Here is a 19600-nt window from a genome sequence, read left to right as displayed (position 1 = left end):
TAAAAGGCACTTGATTTCACAATATTGTCTTTCGACCTAAAACTGTCTAAAATAACCTAAGAAAGAGGTACCACATGGACTTTATTACGCTTTGCTATCACGAATTTCGAGATACCCCAATAAATACAGAAATACAGTCTATCCCCGTTGAAGTTGCGAACGGATACCAGGATAATTTACCCATCGCGTTGTATACGGACATTCAAGACTTTAAAGAACAAATGCAGTATTGTATTAATAATGGCTTTAATTTCATAACTCTAGAGGATGTTGAAGTTTTTTATAAAGATCGAAAGATGTTGCCGTCTAAAGCGATATTATTGACATTTGATGACGCTTATCAGTCGATGAAAAAACTTGCTTATCCGCTGCTTAAAGCAAACAAAATTCCGGCTACTATGTTTGTAGTTAGTGGTTGGATGCATGAAAAGAGCAAAGCATGGGATGCTACAGTTGCTCAAACAATGTCTTGGACAGATCTCGAGACAATGTCAGATTGTCTTACAACCGCAAATCATACCCATTGGATGCATCAACGTACTCATCTTCAAGGTTCTATTCAGACAGAACCCAAGCAAGCTGTGGTAGATGATATTCTAAAGTGTGCAACATATGTCGATGCACCTAAAATATTTGCATATCCATTTGGATTTTATGATCCTTCGGTATTTGCGTCTTTGGAAAATGCTAACATAGAATTCGCATTTACAACAAAGCCAGGTGTCAACACCTTAAGTACCCCACGGTTCGAGCTTAAACGCAATATCATTCCTTATAAAATGCCGCTTTCGGCATTTGTTGAACTGTTAGAAAAGAGATAAAATGAAGAAAATAATTACACTATTACTCTGTTTATTCGTCCTTGCTGGATGTTCAAACACACCCAAACCAGATTTAGAAACACCTTTAAAAGTAGGAACACTTGCAGCTGAATCCGCATTGCCAATTATTATTGCACATGAGGAAGGATTCTTTAAGAGTGAAGGAATAAATGTTGAAATTGTTCCGTTTGCCAATCCTCAAGAACGAAATGCAGCAGCACAAAGTGGTGCTATTGACATGATGATTGCTGACGCAATGACAGCATTTGCGTTTCAAGAACAAGGATTTCCATATATTATAACCTCAGATATTAACGAAGATTTTAAAATTATTGCATCACCTAATTCCGGTATCACAACGATGAAAGATCTGCAAGATCAACGTGTTGCACTGATTCCAGGTCTGTTATTAGAGTATGTTATGGATGAGATTGCTGCAAAAGACGCATTTGATTATCAAGTTTTAGCGATGGCATCTTTTCCTGGGCGTTTTGAGGGACTACTTCAAGACCAATTCGAAGCAGTAGTGTTTACAGAACCACAAGCAGGTATGCTAGTTGCTCAAGGTGCACATTTACTCGGAAGCTCCAGTGAGTATGGCATCAAGGGCGGAAGTTTACTAACGAAGAAAGATCGGATTGAGAAAGATCCCGAAATTATTGCTCGCTTCTACCGTGCGTATAATCAAGGGGTTGAGTACCTTAACAAGAATCAATCAGAAGCTTATGCAGCCGTGTTGACACAATATGCATTCCCACCTCAAATGGGAGCCTACATTGATCAAAAAACGACCCCATTTGAGAAAGCAAAACCAGTTTCAAATGATCAACTCGAATCGATTGCGACATGGTCTCTCAATAAGGGATTAGTAGAACAGTTACCGACCATCAAAAATACCGTTAATTTTAGTTTTATCGAAGAATAGGCCAGTCCTATTCTTTTTTGTATGTGTGTGAGTAGTAGGTGGTCTCATGGTGGATGATTCATCAAAATATATTGGTCTGTTTTTATAGTTTTTTCTCTTCCTATTTATATAGTGAATAATGTGGGGGACAATTTGTGGTTATCCCAAAATTAATTTTTGGTAAGTTATTGATATTCGGCTTAAATAGCGTAATATAGTAAGGAAGCTTGTTTGATTGAGACGCATGTTTGTGGTACGATTTACCTAGCATGCTCGAACTAAAACAAGTGAAAAGACGAAGCAATGCAGACATGAAAAGGAGGCAACGATGACACGGAAAATAAAAATTGCAATTTGCGTTGTTGGAGCAATCATTCTATCGATAATCGATTGGAGATTGGGCTTAGGTTGGTTGATTGGTTGGACTAGTTTACTGACACTCGAACATTTCAGAAATTTGTTCTATAACATCATACTCGATGAACAACAGTTTACAGTCAAAAAGTACGTTGGATACATCATCTTTGTATTTGTGATTTTATGGTTACCCTTGCTCTTGGCATTTATGTTCCCGGCATGGATTAATCCTTATGCGATAGCGGCAACATACTTGCTAGACCGTTTGCTACTTTTTATGACAGGAATTTTTACAAAGGAGAAGGCAAATGTTGCAAGTTGAAGTTTATTCGATTTTGATCATTACAATTGGTCTCTCCATCGCGTTTTATGTCGGAGGCAAGCGGCTTAAGAATTTGCCGCTTACTGAAAAGCCTCGCGGAGGCGTCTTAAAAGCAATACTTTATGTTAAGACGATTTCTGATTTCACAATTCAAAACATGGGTGAAAAACACGGGCGACGAATGGCAGCGTATATTGGAAGTGTATTTATTTACATTCTAGTTGCAAACATGTTCGGACTAACAGGATTAGCTGCACCTACAAGTAATTATTCAGTAACACTTGTACTTGCAATTATTACATTCCTTTTAATTCAACATGCAAAAATAGATGCAAATGGCGTAAAGGGATACGTCAAAGGATTCTTTGAACCGTTTTTCCCCTTTGTCATTCCGAACTTTTTCGGAACGGTAGCACCACTGATCAGTTTGTCACTCCGTTTATTCGGAAATGTACTCTCAGGAACGGTTATTATGACATTGCTCTATACGTTTACGGGTTGGATTAGCAGTTTTATCCCCGGTATCGGTGGATTTAACTTCTTCGGAGTGATTGTTGCTCCAGTATTACATTTATATTTCGATATGTTCTCTGCATTTTTGCAGGCGTTCATATTTATATCATTAACATCGATCTTAATCGCTGTTGAATATCAAGACTAAACTAAGGAGGATATTATTAATGGAAGCAGTAAGTATTGGAAAAGGATTGGTAGCGATCGCTGCCGCACTAGCAGTTATGACAGGTATTTTCTCAACAGTAGGACAAGGTTATGCAGCCGCTAAAGCTGTAGAAGCCGTAGGTAAAAACCCAGAAGCAGAAAGTAAAATTCGTTCAATGTTAATTCTTGGAGCGGGTATTGCTGAAACAGCTGCGATTTACGGTATGCTTATCGCATTCTTATTAATTTTTGTATTCTAATAATCAAAGGAGGGTATTATGAATTTAGATATTGCTGCAAAGCTAATGCCAGATCCTTGGACGATGGCTGCACAACTTGCGGCCACTTTTGTAATCTACATTATGTATCGCAAGTACCTTCACGAGCCTGTACAAAAATATTTGGACGCGCGTGCTGAACGTATGGCTGAAGAAATGAAAGAAGCAGAAGCGTACCGATTGGAAGCAAAAACAATGAGTGCTCAAGCACAGGAAGCATATTCTGAATCAATGGATAAACTAAAAATCGTTGAAGCGGATATGTTACGCGATGCTGAAAATAAAAAACAAGCAATTATTGATTCTGCTCAAGAAGAAATTGAAAATGAAAAAATCAAAATGGCAGAAGCCTTAAAAAATGAAAAAGCTGCACTTTACCGCGAAGTATCTACATACATGTTGGATACAGCCGTAGCGGTAAACCGCAAAGTATTGTCGGAGCGTGAATTAGATCACTCTTCAATGCTCCAAGACCTAGAGAAGGAAATGGAAGCTTATGATCATAAGCACTAAGCAATACGCTCAAGCTCTATTTGAAGTGTCTCAGGAACAAAACGTAGTTATGGATGTCTATGCGGAGTTACAAGCCGTCTCGCTGATACTTGAAGATGAAAAAATCAATCGTATTTTTACCCGAACATATCAAGACGAAACAATTCTTGATCCGTTGTGGAAAACGTTGCGATCGCACTTTTCAAAGCAAGTTGTCAATTTCTTAGAACTTCTTTATCAAGCAAACATGATGAAGAGTTATGAGCGCGTAATGGCAGCATTTCGTGATTTATTAGAAATTCATGAATACTTAAGTCGTGTGGATGTAGTTAGCGCGATAGCATTGAGTGATCAAGAAAAAATATCATTACAAAAAACGTTGAAAGAAAAATATAAAGGCGACTTAGAAATGCACTATGAGATTGATGCAAACTTGCTTCAAGGCATGATTGTTCATGTTCGTAGTGATATCTATGATACCTCAGTAAAAAGTAAACTGGATCGTATTATTAACCAAGGAGGATTACAACAATGAGCAATCAATCAGCAAACATTCTCGAAATGTTAAAAGAGCAAATTGCTGGAATTGAATTTGACACGAAGAGCGAGGATATTGGTCGCGTATTTAAAGTAGGTGACGGTATTGCGTTTGTTCGTGGTTTAGACCAAGTCCTCTCGGGGGAAATGCTACGTTTTAGTGATGAGGTTTATGGACTCGCACTAAACCTTGAAGAGAACCAAGTCGGGGTTGTTCTACTTGGTGATGACTCATTAGTTAAAGAAGGTGACGTCGTCTATCGAACCCAACATATAATCGAAGTGGGTGTTGGTGACGGTCTTTTAGGACGTGTCGTTGACGCATTAGGACATCCTATTGATGGTCTTGGAGAAATCAACTATGAAGGACACCGTCCTGTTGAACGTGTTGCTCCAGGTGTTATGACACGCCAGTCAGTACACCAACCTTTACATACGGGACTTAAAGTCATCGACTCTATGATTCCAATTGGTAAAGGTCAACGTGAATTAATTATCGGTGATCGTCAAACAGGTAAAACAAGTATTGCATTGAATGCAATCATCAACCAAAAAGGTCAAGATGTTAACTGTATTTATGTTGCTATCGGACAAAAAGCTTCAACCGTTGCAATGGTTGTTGAGAAACTAAAGGAACATGGTGCAATGGATTATACCGTTGTCGTATCAAGTACAGCCAGTGAACTTGCACCACTTCAGTATCTCGCGCCGTATACAGGGGCAGCGATTGGTGAACACTGGATGGATAATGGTAAAGATGTATTAATTGTTTATGATGACTTATCAAAACATGCGGTAGCATATCGAACAATCTCATTACTATTACGTCGTCCTGCAGGTCGTGAAGCCTATCCCGGAGATGTTTTCTACCTTCACTCACGTTTGCTTGAGCGAAGTGCAAAACTAAACGAAAACTACGGTGGTGGATCAATGACTGCGTTACCTATCATTGAAACACAAGCTGGTGATATATCCGCATATATACCAACAAACGTTATTTCAATTACAGATGGCCAATTATTCTTGAACTCAGATTCATTCAATAGTGGTTTTAGACCAGCTGTCGATAGCGGAATGTCAGTTTCACGGGTTGGATCAGCCGCACAAACAAAAGCGATGAAACAAGTTGCCTCATCATTGAAACTTGAATTAGCGACATATCATGAGCTGTTATCATTTGCTCAGTTTAGTACTGACATTGATCCAGCAACCCAAAAAATTATTGACCATGGGAACCGTCTTACTGAATTGCTCAAACAAGGAGCACTTTCAAAGACACCTCACGAATTGATGATTGTAAGTATGTTCTTAAATAAATACGGGTTCCTCGATATGCTAAGTGTAAAAGAAGTTTTACCATTCGAAAAGTTCTTACATGAACGCTTTGTTTCATCACATCAAGATCTTTTAGATCAAATAAAAGCGAACTTTACACTTGATGATGCCCTAATTGAGACGCTCAAAACAGTAATCAACGAAGAATTAGAGCGCTTTAAGATAAGAAATAATGCCTAATACACAAGCCATAAAAAAAAGAATCCGGTCCATCAAATCGACACAAAAAATCACGAAAGCAATGAAGCTTGTTTCGTTGAGCAAACTTCAACGGTATCGTGATCGAAAAGGACACTTCGAAGCCTATTACGATGCTGTGAGTCATGCGACAATACAGTTTATAGATTTTGAAGTGGCGACGGATGATAAACCAAAATTGTATTTTGTTGTGATGCCTGATTTGGGATTGTGCTCAGCTTATATTCAAGGTAATATGCGAAAGTTACTTTCTGTATATAAACCTGAAGATAGTGCAGTTGTTATTGGGACACAAAGTTATGAATCACTAAAAAACAAGTCAGTTACAATCGTTAACCCGATGCAATCGAGTGAACATTTTGAGTTGCTTGATGCTGTAAAACTATTAAAGCCGTATCTTGCAACGCACCAAATTGTTACGATTGTCCCTGATTATGCTAATGCACTGAATCTTGAATTCGAACTCCATACGTTACCTACAGTGGTGTCGGGAGCACGTGATCAAGTAATTTACGAACCGAATTTTGAAGATGTTGCCTCAATCATGATTCAACAAGCACTCATGGCGTTGTTGCGTCACACATATCTGACATCAAAAGTAAGTGAGCATACGACACGCCGTATTGCGATGGAAAAAGCAACAGACAGTGCAGAAGACATGATTGAAGATTTAGGTCGAAAATATAACCGTATTCGTCAAGAGGCGATTACACAAGAGATATCTGAAATTGTTTCAGGAATGGAGGGTTAACGATGAAAGGTAGAATTGTACAAATAGTAGGACCAGTTGTTGATGTTCGTTTTGATAGTGAACATATGCCGAAACTCTACAATGCGCTTGTAGTTGAACACGGTGAACTCAAAGTAACACTTGAAGTATCACAACATATTGGTAATGATTTAGCCCGTTGTATTGCAATGGGAACTACTGATGGATTATCTCGTAATCTTGAAGTCGTTGATACAGGAGCAGCTATTAAAGTTCCTGTCGGCCAAGCTATTCTTGGACGTATGTTTAATGTCTTGGGTGAACCAATTGATGAAAAACCATTTGACAGTGAAGGCGTGGAATTCCATGAAATCCACCGTTCTGCACCGTTATTTAAAGATCAAAAAACAACCAATACAGTATTAGAAACCGGGATTAAGGTCATTGATTTACTTTGTCCTTATCCACAAGGTGGAAAAATTGGTCTCTTTGGAGGGGCTGGTGTTGGTAAAACCGTGTTAATGCAAGAACTTATTCACAATATTGCAATTGAGCATAGTGGACTATCAGTAGTTGCTGGTGTTGGAGAGCGAACACGTGAAGGAAATGATTTGTATCACGAAATGAAAGATGCAAATGTTCTTAATAATACAGTTCTTGTCTATGGACAAATGAACGAATCTCCAGGGGCCCGTATGCGTGTTGCATTATCAGGGCTAACTATGGCGGAAAACTTCCGTGACAACAATAAGCAGGATGTTCTTTTATTCATCGATAATATTTTCCGTTTCACGCAAGCGGGATCTGAAGTATCCGCATTGTTAGGGCGTATGCCTTCGGCTGTTGGATACCAACCAACACTTGCTACAGAAATGGGACAACTTCAAGAACGTATTACATCTACAACAGATGGATCAATTACATCCATTCAAGCGATTTACGTTCCAGCGGATGATCTAACTGACCCTGCTGCAGCGATTACATTTACGCACTTGGATGCGAAAACAGTATTGGATCGAAACATTGCGGCGCTTGGAATTTACCCAGCGGTTGACCCATTAGAGTCAAGTAGTAATCTGTTGTCCGAAGATGTTGTTGGTGAAGAACATGTCTATGTTGCAACAGAAGTTCAAAAAATACTTCAACGATATAAAGAACTCCAAGATATTATTGCGATTCTTGGAATGGACGAACTGAGTGAATCGGATAAGCAAATTGTAAACCGTGCACGTAAAATTCGTAATTTCTTGTCACAACCATTCTTTGTTGCAGAAACGTTCTCAGGAATATCAGGATCCTATGTATCCATTGCTGATACTGTTCGAAGTTTCAAAGTAATCCTTGACGGTGAAGTCGATCATTTACCAGAACAAGCATTCCTCTTTGTCTCGACAATTGAAGAAGTGTACAAGAAAGCAGAAGGGATGATGTAACGTCATGTTTACCTTTAAACTGCTTACACCCAATGGGCTCTATAAAACATTAGAGATAGATTCCGTAACTTTGCCAACCACGGATGGCCAGCGAACCATGCTCGCTAACCATATGGCAACAGTAATGCCAATTGATATTGGTGTTATGTATACAAAGACAAACTCTGAAATCGAAAATTTTGTGGTTTCAGAGGGACTCTTTACATTTGAAAACAACGTTGCTACACTATTAGTATCTTCAGTTGAATCAGAATCAGATATTGATTTTGAACGTGCAGCTAAAGCAAAAGCACGTGCTGAGGAACGCATAGAAAGTAACAATCAACAACTATACGATATGAAGCGTGCTGAACTCGCGCTAAAACGATCGTTAACGAGGTTAAAACTTAGAAAATGATACGTTCAATTAAATCATTCTTGAAGAAACGCACTATTCCTCAATATATCGCAATGGGCTTCGCATCAACAATTTTTGTTGGTGCTTGTTTGCTTTCTTTACCTATCGCATCTCGTGATGGGACGTGGACCAATTTTCTGGATGCGCTCTTTGTCGCAACATCCGCGGTTTGTGTTACTGGTCAAACTACAGTAAATACAGCTGCACATTGGAACTATTTTGGAAGCACAGTCATCATTTCCCTAATTGAAATTGGTGGGCTTGGATTCATGTCAGTTTTTGTTTATTTCTTCCTATTTATGGGTAAGAAAATGACATTACGACAACGCCATTTACTCCAAGAATCTGTTGGTGCTGAAAATGCTGCCGACGCACAAAAATTAATCCGCTATATCGTTAAATTCTCATTGTCAGTACAGGCACTTGGGGCAGCGGTATTAGCAATCGATTTTATTCCTAAATTTGGATTTCTAAAAGGAATCTACTTCTCAATGTTCCACTCCATTTCCGCATTTAATAATGCTGGATTTGATTTGTTTGGAAACAGTCTCGAAGGGTTTACACAAACACCTCTAGTACTACTCACAATCGGAGGTCTCATATTCTTTGGAGGTCTTGGATTTATCGTGTGGCGCGATTTGTTGACGTTTAAACGAAAAAAACGTTTACTTATACATACGAAAATTACGTTAATTACGACAATTGGTATTTTAATTATCAGTTTTGTTCTTTTCTGGGTAAGTGAATCAAGACATGGGACATTTGCTGGATTGCCACTGTGGGATCAACTTGTAAATACACTCTTTATGGCGATTACGCCTCGTACAGCAGGGTATGCCAATGTTAACTACGCGTTTATTTCTCCAATGGGAATATTCTTAACCATTATTCTGATGTTTATCGGTGCTTCATCCGGTTCAACAGGTGGTGGAGCCAAAGTTACAACATTCGCAACATTATTCCTCTTTATGCGTGGTGTCTTCAGTGATACTCAACCGCGTTTTCAATCGAGAGCTATTCCAATGGATCGCGTTATTAAAGCGTTGATGATTCTCTTTATTGGGATTGCGATTGTAGTCAGTGCATCACTCATTCTATTCATCACTGAAACCATTCCGCCAGAATTTGGTATTGAATATATCCTGATGGAAGTCTTCTCATGCTTTGGAACTGTTGGACTCACCATGGGGTTAACACCAAACTTAACAAGTATTGGAAAAATCGTATTAATTATTGTAATGTTCGCAGGCCGTATCGGGTTGTTAACATTCTTCTTATCATTCGGAAACCATTCGGATATGAAAGAACCAACTTTAAAATACCCAGAAGCAAATATATTAGTGGGTTAGGAGAAAACTATGACAAATAAAACAGTAGCAGTCCTTGGACTAGGGTTGTTTGGAGCCTCTGTTGCAAAAACACTTGCACGTCATGATGTGGAAGTTATTGCAATGGATAAAAAAATGGAACGTGTAGATGAAGTTGCGATGCATGTTGAACATACAATTCAAGGTGATTTTACAAAACTAGAGCATCTAGAAGCAGCAGATATTGGTCAAGCTGATATTGCGGTAGTTGCCTCTGGTGAACGATTGGAAGAAGCCATTCTTTGTGTTCTAAACCTAAAAAAAATTGGTGTTCCTCAAGTTATCTGTAAAACAAAAAATAGAGATTATCACGATGTTCTAAAAAAAGTTGGTGCAGACCGTGTCTTATTACCTGAAGTTGAAATGGGTAAACGACTTGGGAATGAACTTGCACGTCACTCTGTAATTGATGCCTTGCGCATTGATGATCGATACAACTTAGTCGAAATTCATCCCCTTAAAGAATGGGAGAATAAATCAATTCAGGCATTAAATTTACGTCAAGAGTATGGCTTTAACATCGTTGCTCTCAAATGCTGCGTGAACAATGAATTTATTATTAATGTTTCACCAGACTATATTATTCGAGATGGTGACCTACTTTTCGTACTTGTTGAAGAAAAAGATTTAGATCGCTTCAATGACATGGAAGATAATAACTAAAAATAATAATTCAAGTAATGATAGTTAGCCTATCATTACTTTTTTATATCTGTAAAGGTTTGTGAACTGGACGAAAGTTACAGGATTTCGTAAAATAGAAACACATAAGTTCAAAGTAAGGGAGTGGTGATGATGGAACAAAAAACATTTCGACCAAGCGTTGCCAAAAGTTGTCTGATACCATTTGGAATTCTTAGTATCGCGTTTCATGGACTCGTGATTCTTGGATTTAGTTTTTTAATAATGGGTGGAATGAAAATTGGTTGGTCTGATGTCGTACATTTTTTAGTCAGTGAGAAGATACTCCAATGGATTATTGTTCCCGTTACGATTGTGTATCTTTTACAGTGGGTATATGGAATCGTATATGCTCGAAAAGCATCCGTTCAATGTGACCACGAACACGTACGCATAAACACGATTTACAGTAACTATGATATTGCGTATGCCGCGATTGACCATGTTCGGTTAACTGTGAGTGCTGCTGACCTTGGTACACGCTTATACGTTAAAGTAAAAGATAAGAAGCTATCAACTGTAATTCGTTTACGTCTATATACGACCTATGATGTGCAAAAATTGCGCGCTATTCTTGAAAGTGTTTAAATTAAGATATTCGTGAAGCTAAAATAAACCTTCACAAGCATGTACCGATGCATAAAGACAAAGTAAAACCTGGTAACGACCGGGTTCTTTTTATAAGCAAATATCTTGCAACATATACCTATAGGGGTATAATGAAAATAGATACAGGAGGTCATGGTATGACAATACACATTACAAACAAAGATTTTGAAACACAAATTGCAGAAGGACTGACATTTATTGATTTTTGGGCAGAATGGTGCGGACCATGCCGTATGCTAGGTCCTGTAATTGATGAACTATCAACAGAATTCGAAGGTAAAATTAAAGTAGCAAAAGTTAATATTGATGAAAACCCGGAAATAGCACAAGAGTTTGGCATCATGTCGATTCCAACAATGATTCTTTTTGAAAATGGAAAACCAGTCGAACAAATCCAAGGATTCCAACCTAAAAAAGCATTACAAGAGTACTTAGAAAGTAAGGTCTAAAAATGAGAGTTGTTGTAGTTGGAGGAGTTGCCGGAGGAATGTCCTTCGCAACCCGTTTTCGAAGACTAAACGAAAATGCAGAAATTATTGTTTTAGATAAAGGACCCTATGTTTCATTTGCAAACTGTGGGCTACCATATCATATTGGTGGTGAAATTGAGGATCGTGATGATCTCATCGTCGTGTCACCAGAAACACTAAAAGCACGATTTCAGCTAGATATTCGTCCTAATCATGAAGTTGTGGCAATCCATCCAGACACTAAAACAGTAACGGTTGTGAATGATGAAGAAACGTTTGAACTAAGTTATGATAAATTACTTTTGTCACCAGGAGCGAAGCCGATTGTTCCACCAATTCCAGGGTTGACCGAGTCTAACAATGTTTTTTCGCTTCGTAATCTTCCTGACATGGATAAAATTGTGCGTCACATTGACAACAATGCGCCTCAAAAAGCAGTTGTAATTGGTGCTGGGTTTATTGGTTTAGAGATGGCTGAAGTACTAAAACATCGTGGATTGGATGTCACAATTGTCGAAATGGCGCCGCAAATTCTTGCGCCTTTAGATACAGAAATGGCTCAATTTGTGCGCGATGAACTCGAATCCAATGGGATTCAAGTACTTGTCGGTAAGGGTGCTCAGGAATTCAAGAATAAAGGCCAAACGATTATTTTATCAGATGGTGACGAAATTGAGTCTGATTTAACGATTTTGTCAATTGGTGTTATGCCAGATACAGCGATTGCTCAAGAAGCAGGTATTGAAACTGGTTTTAAAGGAGGCATTCGAATTGATGAGTTCTTCAGAACAAATGTTCAGGATATCTACGCTGTAGGTGATGCAGTATTAGTTAAACATATGATTACTCAAGAAGAGACGCTTATTTCACTTGCGTCACCGGCAAATCGTCAAGGGCGACAAGCTGCGGATACGATGTCGGGGCTTCCACGTAAACATCGTGGTTCGTTAGGTACTTCGATTCTTCGTGCTTTCTCGATTGGTGCTGGAAGTACGGGTCTCAATGAACGCCAACTTCAAACGTTAGGGTATCCATATGAATCTGTTCATATTACAGGGAAAAACCATGCAGGATACTTCCCCAATGCAACTGCGATTAACCTTAAATTAATCTTTAACCCACAGACCGGTGCAATCTATGGCGCACAGGCTATAGGTGAAGACGGAGTTGATAAACGAATTGATGTCATTGCTACTGCGATTAAAGGTGGTATGACCGTTGAAGATCTTCCAGAATTAGAGTTAACATATGCACCGCCATTTGGTACTGCAAAAGATGTTGTAAACATTGCTGGTTATGCAGCTCTAAACATTGTTGAAGGATATTCAGAAGCGATTCAATGGGATGAAGTCGATCAGTATCGTAATCAAGGAGCATACCTTCTAGATGTTCGAGATGCTATGGAAGTGAAAGAGGCGGGGGCACTTGACGGGTTTCATAATATTCCGTTAAACTATCTTCGCTGCCGCTTGCATGAAATTCCTGAAGATGCTGAGGTTATCGTTGCATGCCATAGTGGTCAACGTAGTTATTCAGCAATGCGTGTTTTAAAACAAGCGGGGTATAAGGCGAAGAATCTTGATGGAGCGTTTAAGTATCAGGCGCTGATGCACCCAGAATCCGTTTCTAAGGAGTGATAACGATGAAATGTGATAAGAACCTATTAAATCGTCTTAGTCGCGCAGAAGGGCAACTAAGGGGTATTGCGAAGATGATGGAAGAAGGACGTCCTTGTGAAGATGTCTTAACACAGCTTACAGCCGTTCGTTCTAGTATTGATCGTTTGATGCGCTTAGTTGCGATTCAAAATCTCATGGAACATGTGGATGTGACGGATCAAACAAAAGTTGAATCTGCGGTCAATCTTCTTACTAAAGTTTAATACGTAAAAAAGACATCCACGTGGATGTCTTTTGTTTATGCTTTGAGTGTTTGAGCAAAGTCAGTAATGAGCGGGTAAACGTTCATTTCTTCAATGAGAGATACAGCGTTTTGAAGTGCTTTATCGTTGTGATTTAGTGCTGCGTTAACTGCATCTACATAATCAATGATTTGTTTATTGAGGCCATTGACCTTACCAAGAGGTGTAATTGCATCGACAAACTGTTTGTCATGCGTCAACGCACTTAAGTGTGCAAGGTACAATAACTTAAAACGTCCATTATCGTGCAGTCTTCCACCCATGACGCCTTCAAGATAATTCTGAATATCATGATTATTTGAACCGGTCAGCAACATTGATAGAGCTGTTGCATAATAGAAATCTGTAGAAATAAATGATTGTCTTAAAGCACTTGGAAAATTAGCGATGACATACTGAAAGACTTCACGTGCCTTGTCAGCATCCTTTTCTTCAAACAGGACATGGTATAGTTTTTCCCGATCCATTTCGGCTGCGAGTAAGTTAAAAACGATTGTGGCTGCAGCTAAGAAAAAAGCAAAAATTACGGTAATAATTGAGACAGAACCAGGTTGTCCGACATTATAGATTAAATATAAGAATCCAAGAATAATCACAACAAGTGATATGAGTAACCGTTTCTTAATTGTTTTGATAAAGTTTTGAGCGATGTGTTCAGGTGTAGTATCCATAACGACCTCCAATATTAATTTAATTATAACACAGAGAACCACAAAAAAAGAGCCGAAGCTCTTTATAATGATTCCTTAAATGCACGCCAACTTCCTTCTGGAAGGTAGATTGCCTCTTTTTCAAACTGTGTGTCCAAATGCTTACTTGTATAGACGTAAACATCCAGGACGGTTGTGGATCCATCTGCCAATGTAATGGTTTTAGGAATCCGTGAATACTCATCATCTGCTTGATGATTATAGCCCTCCATCTTATCAATGGCTGGAAGAATCGCAGCTAAGTCTTTGACATGAATAACTTCACCATGAACGGTATCGTCACCATCTAAGATTGCTGGATAGCCTTTATAAGGCATATCGTAAAGTTTTCCTTGAACTGTAGCAGGTTGAATGTCCAACACATGACCACGTAAATACTTTTCGTAGTTATGGAAGTTCTTCATGAGTGATCCATAAACAAACATGACATCAGACATTATGAAATTGCGCCACCTTGGACTTTAATGTCTTCTGCAGTTGTAACGGTTGTTGCAATTGCAATCTCCAATCCTTTAGAGATTTGTTCGATTGAAAGAGCTGGTGCTGTTGGTTTATCAACAACTTGTTGTGTTGCGAATGGAACATGAATAAATCCTCCGCGCACATTTGGGAATTTCGTTTGAATTAAATATAAAAGACCATACATTAAGTGGTTACATACAAAGGTTCCTGCTGTATTTGAAACACTTGCAGGCAATCCTGCCTTTTTAATGTTGTCAACAATTGCTTTAATTGGTAACGATGCGAAGTATGCCGGTGCACCATCTTCACGAATTGCTTCGTCAATAGGTTGGTTTCCTTCATTATCTTTAATTCGCGCATCATCTTCGTTTATTGCGACGCGTTCTGGTGTAATGCCGAAGCGACCACCAGCTTGTCCAACTGTAATAACATAATCAGGTTGGTGTTCTGTAATTGCTGCTTCTAAAACATCAATTGATTTCCCAAAAACTGTAGGTACTTCCAGTTTAATAACCTCGGCACCTTCAATTGTATCGGGTAATAATTTAACTGCTTCATATGCAGGGTTCATGGCTTCTCCGCCAAATGGATCAAATCCAGTAATAAGTACTTTCATTGGTTTACCTCCTCTAGAATGCTAAGAAATACATAAGGAAAATATGTACTACCAATAGTATTATAGCAAATGGTGCTTGGAACTTGATAACAGAATACTCATTTTTTGTTTCTAACAGTGTTGCGGAAAGAATATTAAAGTTTGCTGCCATTGGAGTTAGGAGTGTTCCACAGAACCCAGCAGTCATGGCAATTGCACTTGCGATGATTGGATCACCACCAGCTGCAAAGACGAAAGGAATTCCAATTCCAGCAGTAATAACTGTAAATGCTGCGAAAGCATTTCCCATAATCATTGTGAAGAGGGCCATCCCAACACAATATGCAATGACGCCTAAAAATGCATTTCCTTGTGGAATGACACCACCAAGAAGTGTTCCGATTAAATCCCCAACACCTGCTGATGTAAAGACAACACCAAGGGCACCTAAGAGTTGAGGAAGGATTGCTGTCGAACCCATGGTACGCATTAAGCGTGTTCCATCAGCTGCGGCAGTCTTAATTGGTGCTTTTGTTATAATGAAGACTGTTGCCAACCCGATGGCTGCTGAAAGACCAATCGCGATATAGCCGAGGTTACCAGCGGATACTGTACTTGGTGCAATCATCGGTAATAATGTTGACAGTGCAAAGGCGCCAACAGCAATCATTACGGATGGTAAGAAAATTAAAGTACCAATACGTCCAGATTGTTCATCACGAAATGATTGAGCAATTTGTTCGATATCTCCAACATTTACAGATTTTGTAATTGAGAAGACACCAAGTGATAAGACAAGAATTCCATTGATTGCATTTGGAATTTTAGGTCCAAAAATAAAGAGAACAGCTAAGATAGTCCAGAAACTAAATGCACCGTAACGACGAACATCATCTGTTGAACGGTATACGTTAATTGCTGTAGCGAAGAGTATAAACCCAATAAGGATATACCACATTTCTAAAAAGAGTGCCCAAAAATCCATTATTTCTTACCTCCTGATTTAATTTTACGATCAAGGAGCGCCATTTGAACACCACCAAGTAAAATTGCGCTTATGAAGACTGGCATGGACCATGCTGAAATTCCAGCATTGGATACGCCGTGAATACCTGCATCTGTAAGGGTCGAAACAATTAAGTTAACACCACTACTTGCAGGGAATAAGTTTTGCCCGAAGAAGTTACCATAGTTTTCTGCTGCGGCTGCTGCACCTTTAACGGTGTCTGCTTCCACATCATTGAGCGGTACGCCACCCCGATCGGCGATTGCTGCCCCTTCAGCCATTGGATGAATTAATGGACGAATGAACTGTGGATGCCCTCCTAAACGTAACGATAAGGCTGCGGCTGTTTGACGAATAACTTGGTATAACCAAATAACACGTCCAGCGGTTAGTGCGCTCATGCGTTGGATTAGAGCAACTGCTTGCTCACGTAATCCGTATCGCTCACTCATACCGACAACAGGTAAGGTGAGAATGAAAATACTCATACCGCGGTTTCTCACAAATTGAGAACCAAGCGTCTCGAGAATTTCCATAAAATTCATGCCACCAATTAATGCAGTTACGACTGCAGCGACAAGAACGACTGCAATTGAATCAAGCTTCATTGCGAAACCGACAATAATAATACCGATTCCAACAAGGAGCCATAAATTAACATCTGCCATGCTTTTTCTCCTTTATATTCTATTTATCATTGGTTAATTATATCTAGTATTTGGGTTTCTTACAACCGGATTATGTAAGATTATGTTATTCTATGAAATAATTTATGAAAAAGTCTGAAACAAATACTAAAAGAATAACGGTTCCTATATATTCCTTAACATTATTATATAGAATTCATATACGAGGGAATGTGAAGAGACTTTCAAAGAAAAACTTGACCAAAAATACATCAAACATTACATATCGGCTGAATTATGCTAAAATAAGAAGTAGTGATTAGAGAAAGAGGTGTTTATTATTAACGAAGAAAAATTGACTCAGGTCGAAGACAAAGAAGAAGAAACAAAACAACCAAGTTACTCACGCAATGATTTTGGTTGGGAAAGTCTTGCTTCTGTAGAAGAGTCACGCCAAAACCAATTGATTTCCGAAGTTTACAGTATTATGAATACAGGTGACGATGAGAAACTGGAATTCATTAAGCGTGAATGGGATTCGCTATCAGAGGAAGGCATTGATGCTGCCCTTGAAACGCGCTTCACCCAAGCAATTCATCGTTACGAAACGCGCCAAGAGCGTCTTGAAGAAGCTCAATCTATCAAACATGAACTGATTGAAAAAGCTGATAAGGTCAAAGATTCAACAGACTGGAACAAGACTTCCACTTATTTACAGGAGTTGCAAAACGAATGGAAAGAAGCTGGATTTGCGGGGCAAGATATTGATCAGGATTTATGGGAGAAATTCCGTGCTATCAATGACCATTTCTTCGATAAGCGCAGTAAACATTACGATCAACTTACAGAAGATCGTAAAGATACCCGTGCATTGAAAGAACAATTAATCGTTGAAGCAGAAGCATTAAAAGATTCAACAGACTGGAAGAAAACATCCACAGATATGCGTAACTTGATGACACGTTGGAAACAAGCAGGATTTGCTGGACGTGAATTCGAAGATGAACTCTGGGAACGTTTCAATACTGCTCGTCAGTATTTCTACCAACAACAACGCGTCTTCTTTGACGAAATGCGTGAAACACAAGGTGAAGCTCGCAAAGCCAAAGAAGCTATCATTACACGTGCAGAAGCATTGGTACAGTCGTTCCATGATGCAACACAACGTTCCGAAATGGAAGCAATGTTTGAAGAGTGGAAACAAGCAGGTCACAGTGGTCGTGAATTTGAAGAGAAGTTGTGGAACGAATTCCGCGCAATTCAAGATGATTTCTACGATCGCTTCAAAAACCGTGAACAAAACCGTCGTGAAGCAACAATAGCGGATGCAGAAAATCAAATCGAAGATCTAGATGCACGTATCTCGGCACTTGAAAGTATCAATGACAAAATTGAAGCAAAACTTTCAAGTCTTGAAGGTCAACTTGCAAGTAATGACTCCGATGCAATTCGTGAAGAAGTTGTTGCATTAAAACAAACACTTGCCGATAACAATCAAAAACTCGACGAGTACACACAAGAATACAATAAGTTAGACAGCCAACTTAACCGCTTCTAATCTTAAAAACATAAAGGGTATATTTCCGCGGAAATATACCCTTTTAGTATGAAAGTGTGGTTTAATAATTGCAGAGGTGACCTATGAAGAAAATTCTTAAAATGGTTTTACTATATCTTGTACTTATTGGGCTTGGTTTGTATGGTGGCTTAATGATTGGTTATCTTGCCGCTGAAGCCAATTTTTCAATTTGGCTTTTATTAGGCGTTGGCGTTATTACTGTGATAATCAGCGTCTTGATTCATATTCTCATTCATGAGTTGGGTCATCTAGTGTTTGGTAAGCTCAGTGGCTATGACTTCGTGTCGTATCGTGTCGGAAGCCATATGCTCCAAAAGTCAAAGGGCGTTTACAGCTACAAACGCTATCAAATTCCGGGAACTGGTGGTCAGTGTTTAATGAGTCCATCTGGACTTCCAGAAACATATCCGTATGCAATGTATAACTGGGGTGGTGTTATCTTTAATGGTTTTGCGAGCTTTATCGCCCTACTTATTTTCCTTAGTTTCTCAAGTCTAATGGTGAAGTATGTCGCAACTATATTTATCATTATGGGACTATTTCTAGCGATTATGAATAGTGTTCCAATGAAGAATGGTACATCTGATGGTAGCAATTTGGCAGCCATAAAAGCGAATCCCAAAGCGCGCGAGGCATTGTGGTACGTGCTCAAGCAAAATGAGCTATTTGTTGCAGGTGAAACACTCAATACAATTGACAAACGATTCGTGCCTTTGTTTGATAAACAAGATGTGAAAGATGGCTTAACGATGAATGCATATGTGAATGCAGTGTTTGCATCGGCACGCAGTCTAACGCCACTTCAAAAGTTAGCGTATTATGATGATTTGGTAACTGATGATCTTCCGTATATACCTGTACTCAAAGGTGCAATTGACTTGGAGTATCACACACAACAAATGCTCGCTACGGATACGATACCAACCGCAAGTCGAGAATTGGAAATTATCTTAAAAGGGATGAAGCATACACCTGAAGTCATTGTCTATCAGTATCTAAAAGTAAAAGGTACTGAAGCGGCGCGAACACAGGCACTTGCGACCTTAAAAAGGATGCGTAAGACATATCCTTATGTTGGAAATGTAACGGAAGCGGAAATACTGATTCAAAATTATTAAAAAACCCCAAGTT

At 39.0% G+C, this 19600-nt stretch carries 24 protein-coding genes; 19 read left to right on the top strand and 5 right to left on the bottom strand.

The window, feature by feature from the left end; all coding sequences use genetic code 11:
* Window positions 1-74: 74 nt before the first annotated feature.
* From GVV19_RS04495 to GVV19_RS04415, 17 genes are all read left to right on the top strand, one after another.
* Window positions 75-821, top strand: a complete 747-nt coding sequence (locus GVV19_RS04495; protein ID WP_159645832.1) for a polysaccharide deacetylase family protein — start codon at window positions 75-77, stop codon at window positions 819-821.
* A gap of 1 nt (window position 822) precedes the next feature.
* Window positions 823-1746 (top strand): ABC transporter substrate-binding protein, encoded by a 924-nt coding sequence (locus GVV19_RS04490; RefSeq protein ID WP_159640782.1) that lies wholly within the window; start codon window positions 823-825, stop codon window positions 1744-1746.
* Between the two features lie 307 nt (window positions 1747-2053).
* Window positions 2054-2404 carry a hypothetical protein gene (locus tag GVV19_RS04485; protein WP_159640779.1) on the top strand — a complete coding sequence of 117 codons (351 nt, stop codon included), beginning with the start codon at window positions 2054-2056 and terminating at the stop codon, window positions 2402-2404.
* Entirely contained in the window at window positions 2391-3065 is a 675-nt protein-coding gene (locus GVV19_RS04480) for a F0F1 ATP synthase subunit A (protein WP_159635524.1), read from the top strand. Before GVV19_RS04485 ends, GVV19_RS04480 begins: the two co-directional genes overlap by 14 nt.
* Window positions 3066-3084: 19 nt before the next feature.
* A complete protein-coding gene (gene atpE, locus GVV19_RS04475; protein ID WP_159635521.1) occupies window positions 3085-3324 on the top strand; it encodes an ATP synthase F0 subunit C in 240 nt (79 codons plus the stop codon).
* A gap of 18 nt (window positions 3325-3342) precedes the next feature.
* A complete protein-coding gene (locus GVV19_RS04470; RefSeq protein WP_159635518.1) occupies window positions 3343-3855 on the top strand; it encodes a F0F1 ATP synthase subunit B family protein in 513 nt (170 codons plus the stop codon).
* Window positions 3839-4369: an ATP synthase F1 subunit delta gene (gene atpH / locus GVV19_RS04465; RefSeq protein WP_159645829.1), complete on the top strand. Its 531-nt coding sequence runs from the start codon at window positions 3839-3841 to the stop codon at window positions 4367-4369. Before GVV19_RS04470 ends, atpH begins: the two co-directional genes overlap by 17 nt.
* On the top strand, window positions 4366-5886 hold the full coding sequence (gene atpA / locus GVV19_RS04460; protein WP_159635512.1) for a F0F1 ATP synthase subunit alpha: 1521 nt from the start codon (window positions 4366-4368) through the stop codon (window positions 5884-5886). The genes atpH and atpA overlap by 4 nt, the downstream gene beginning before the upstream one ends.
* Window positions 5879-6655 carry a F0F1 ATP synthase subunit gamma gene (locus GVV19_RS04455; protein WP_159645826.1) on the top strand — a complete coding sequence of 259 codons (777 nt, stop codon included), beginning with the start codon at window positions 5879-5881 and terminating at the stop codon, window positions 6653-6655. The genes atpA and GVV19_RS04455 overlap by 8 nt, the downstream gene beginning before the upstream one ends.
* 2 nt (window positions 6656-6657) lie before the next feature.
* Complete coding sequence (gene atpD, locus GVV19_RS04450; RefSeq protein ID WP_159645823.1) at window positions 6658-8046, top strand: F0F1 ATP synthase subunit beta; 1389 nt, start codon at window positions 6658-6660, stop codon at window positions 8044-8046.
* A gap of 4 nt (window positions 8047-8050) precedes the next feature.
* Window positions 8051-8443, top strand: a complete 393-nt coding sequence (gene atpC / locus GVV19_RS04445) for an ATP synthase F1 subunit epsilon (protein ID WP_159640767.1) — start codon at window positions 8051-8053, stop codon at window positions 8441-8443.
* Complete coding sequence (locus GVV19_RS04440; protein ID WP_236262322.1) at window positions 8440-9792, top strand: TrkH family potassium uptake protein; 1353 nt, start codon at window positions 8440-8442, stop codon at window positions 9790-9792. Before atpC ends, GVV19_RS04440 begins: the two co-directional genes overlap by 4 nt.
* Window positions 9793-9801: 9 nt before the next feature.
* A complete protein-coding gene (locus tag GVV19_RS04435) occupies window positions 9802-10473 on the top strand; it encodes a potassium channel family protein (protein WP_159640764.1) in 672 nt (223 codons plus the stop codon).
* Window positions 10474-10605: 132 nt separating this feature from the next.
* Window positions 10606-11079, top strand: a complete 474-nt coding sequence (locus tag GVV19_RS04430; RefSeq protein ID WP_159645820.1) for a hypothetical protein — start codon at window positions 10606-10608, stop codon at window positions 11077-11079.
* Window positions 11080-11237: 158 nt separating this feature from the next.
* The gene (gene trxA / locus GVV19_RS04425; RefSeq protein WP_159635494.1) at window positions 11238-11549 is read left to right on the top strand and encodes a thioredoxin; all 312 of its coding nucleotides are present in this window, start codon (window positions 11238-11240) and stop codon (window positions 11547-11549) included.
* A gap of 2 nt (window positions 11550-11551) precedes the next feature.
* On the top strand, window positions 11552-13207 hold the full coding sequence (locus GVV19_RS04420; RefSeq protein WP_159645817.1) for an FAD-dependent oxidoreductase: 1656 nt from the start codon (window positions 11552-11554) through the stop codon (window positions 13205-13207).
* Window positions 13208-13212: 5 nt separating this feature from the next.
* The gene (locus tag GVV19_RS04415; protein ID WP_159645814.1) at window positions 13213-13452 is read left to right on the top strand and encodes a metal-sensing transcriptional repressor; all 240 of its coding nucleotides are present in this window, start codon (window positions 13213-13215) and stop codon (window positions 13450-13452) included.
* Between the two features lie 35 nt (window positions 13453-13487).
* Here GVV19_RS04415 and GVV19_RS04410 read toward each other — a convergent pair whose 3' ends face one another.
* From GVV19_RS04410 to GVV19_RS04390, 5 genes are all read right to left on the bottom strand, one after another.
* Complete coding sequence (locus GVV19_RS04410) at window positions 13488-14162, bottom strand: hypothetical protein (RefSeq protein WP_159635485.1); 675 nt, start codon at window positions 14160-14162, stop codon at window positions 13488-13490.
* Window positions 14163-14224: 62 nt separating this feature from the next.
* Window positions 14225-14638, bottom strand: a complete 414-nt coding sequence (locus tag GVV19_RS04405) for a gamma-glutamylcyclotransferase family protein (RefSeq protein WP_159635482.1) — start codon at window positions 14636-14638, stop codon at window positions 14225-14227.
* The gene (gene pcp, locus GVV19_RS04400; RefSeq protein WP_159635479.1) at window positions 14638-15279 is read right to left on the bottom strand and encodes a pyroglutamyl-peptidase I; all 642 of its coding nucleotides are present in this window, start codon (window positions 15277-15279) and stop codon (window positions 14638-14640) included. The genes GVV19_RS04405 and pcp overlap by 1 nt, the downstream gene beginning before the upstream one ends.
* 13 nt (window positions 15280-15292) lie before the next feature.
* Window positions 15293-16243, bottom strand: a complete 951-nt coding sequence (locus tag GVV19_RS04395) for a DUF979 domain-containing protein (protein ID WP_159645811.1) — start codon at window positions 16241-16243, stop codon at window positions 15293-15295.
* Entirely contained in the window at window positions 16243-16932 is a 690-nt protein-coding gene (locus tag GVV19_RS04390) for a DUF969 domain-containing protein (protein ID WP_159635473.1), read from the bottom strand. Before GVV19_RS04390 ends, GVV19_RS04395 begins: the two co-directional genes overlap by 1 nt.
* 289 nt (window positions 16933-17221) lie before the next feature.
* On the opposite strand from GVV19_RS04390, the gene GVV19_RS04385 reads away from it, so the two are divergent.
* Together GVV19_RS04385 and GVV19_RS04380 are read left to right on the top strand one after the other, a co-directional pair.
* The gene (locus GVV19_RS04385) at window positions 17222-18448 is read left to right on the top strand and encodes a DUF349 domain-containing protein (protein ID WP_159645808.1); all 1227 of its coding nucleotides are present in this window, start codon (window positions 17222-17224) and stop codon (window positions 18446-18448) included.
* An 83-nt stretch (window positions 18449-18531) separates the two neighbouring features.
* A complete protein-coding gene (locus GVV19_RS04380) occupies window positions 18532-19587 on the top strand; it encodes a zinc metalloprotease (protein WP_159645805.1) in 1056 nt (351 codons plus the stop codon).
* The last annotated feature ends 13 nt before the right edge of the window (window positions 19588-19600 follow it).

It is taken from the genome of Erysipelothrix anatis (assembly GCF_009828745.1).
Taxonomy (GTDB): Bacteria; Bacillota_I; Bacilli_A; order Erysipelotrichales; family Erysipelotrichaceae; genus Erysipelothrix; species Erysipelothrix anatis.
The sequence above is the reverse complement of the archived record's forward strand: the minus strand, read 5'-3'. Positions and strand labels throughout refer to the sequence as shown.

What these genes read in the sequence shown, in the direction of transcription:
- GVV19_RS04495 (WP_159645832.1), top strand. Translation starts at nt 75, where the DNA reads ATGGACTTTATTACGCTTTGCTATCACGAATTTCGAGATACCCCAATA.
- GVV19_RS04490 (WP_159640782.1), top strand. Translation starts at nt 823, where the DNA reads ATGAAGAAAATAATTACACTATTACTCTGTTTATTCGTCCTTGCTGGA.
- GVV19_RS04485 (WP_159640779.1), top strand. Translation starts at nt 2,054, where the DNA reads ATGACACGGAAAATAAAAATTGCAATTTGCGTTGTTGGAGCAATCATT.
- GVV19_RS04480 (WP_159635524.1), top strand. Translation starts at nt 2,391, where the DNA reads ATGTTGCAAGTTGAAGTTTATTCGATTTTGATCATTACAATTGGTCTC.
- atpE (WP_159635521.1), top strand. Translation starts at nt 3,085, where the DNA reads ATGGAAGCAGTAAGTATTGGAAAAGGATTGGTAGCGATCGCTGCCGCA.
- GVV19_RS04470 (WP_159635518.1), top strand. Translation starts at nt 3,343, where the DNA reads ATGAATTTAGATATTGCTGCAAAGCTAATGCCAGATCCTTGGACGATG.
- atpH (WP_159645829.1), top strand. Translation starts at nt 3,839, where the DNA reads ATGATCATAAGCACTAAGCAATACGCTCAAGCTCTATTTGAAGTGTCT.
- atpA (WP_159635512.1), top strand. Translation starts at nt 4,366, where the DNA reads ATGAGCAATCAATCAGCAAACATTCTCGAAATGTTAAAAGAGCAAATT.
- GVV19_RS04455 (WP_159645826.1), top strand. Translation starts at nt 5,879, where the DNA reads ATGCCTAATACACAAGCCATAAAAAAAAGAATCCGGTCCATCAAATCG.
- atpD (WP_159645823.1), top strand. Translation starts at nt 6,658, where the DNA reads ATGAAAGGTAGAATTGTACAAATAGTAGGACCAGTTGTTGATGTTCGT.
- atpC (WP_159640767.1), top strand. Translation starts at nt 8,051, where the DNA reads ATGTTTACCTTTAAACTGCTTACACCCAATGGGCTCTATAAAACATTA.
- GVV19_RS04440 (WP_236262322.1), top strand. Translation starts at nt 8,440, where the DNA reads ATGATACGTTCAATTAAATCATTCTTGAAGAAACGCACTATTCCTCAA.
- GVV19_RS04435 (WP_159640764.1), top strand. Translation starts at nt 9,802, where the DNA reads ATGACAAATAAAACAGTAGCAGTCCTTGGACTAGGGTTGTTTGGAGCC.
- GVV19_RS04430 (WP_159645820.1), top strand. Translation starts at nt 10,606, where the DNA reads ATGGAACAAAAAACATTTCGACCAAGCGTTGCCAAAAGTTGTCTGATA.
- trxA (WP_159635494.1), top strand. Translation starts at nt 11,238, where the DNA reads ATGACAATACACATTACAAACAAAGATTTTGAAACACAAATTGCAGAA.
- GVV19_RS04420 (WP_159645817.1), top strand. Translation starts at nt 11,552, where the DNA reads ATGAGAGTTGTTGTAGTTGGAGGAGTTGCCGGAGGAATGTCCTTCGCA.
- GVV19_RS04415 (WP_159645814.1), top strand. Translation starts at nt 13,213, where the DNA reads ATGAAATGTGATAAGAACCTATTAAATCGTCTTAGTCGCGCAGAAGGG.
- GVV19_RS04410 (WP_159635485.1), bottom strand. Translation starts at nt 14,162, where the DNA reads ATGGATACTACACCTGAACACATCGCTCAAAACTTTATCAAAACAATT.
- GVV19_RS04405 (WP_159635482.1), bottom strand. Translation starts at nt 14,638, where the DNA reads ATGTCTGATGTCATGTTTGTTTATGGATCACTCATGAAGAACTTCCAT.
- pcp (WP_159635479.1), bottom strand. Translation starts at nt 15,279, where the DNA reads ATGAAAGTACTTATTACTGGATTTGATCCATTTGGCGGAGAAGCCATG.
- GVV19_RS04395 (WP_159645811.1), bottom strand. Translation starts at nt 16,243, where the DNA reads ATGGATTTTTGGGCACTCTTTTTAGAAATGTGGTATATCCTTATTGGG.
- GVV19_RS04390 (WP_159635473.1), bottom strand. Translation starts at nt 16,932, where the DNA reads ATGGCAGATGTTAATTTATGGCTCCTTGTTGGAATCGGTATTATTATT.
- GVV19_RS04380 (WP_159645805.1), top strand. Translation starts at nt 18,532, where the DNA reads ATGAAGAAAATTCTTAAAATGGTTTTACTATATCTTGTACTTATTGGG.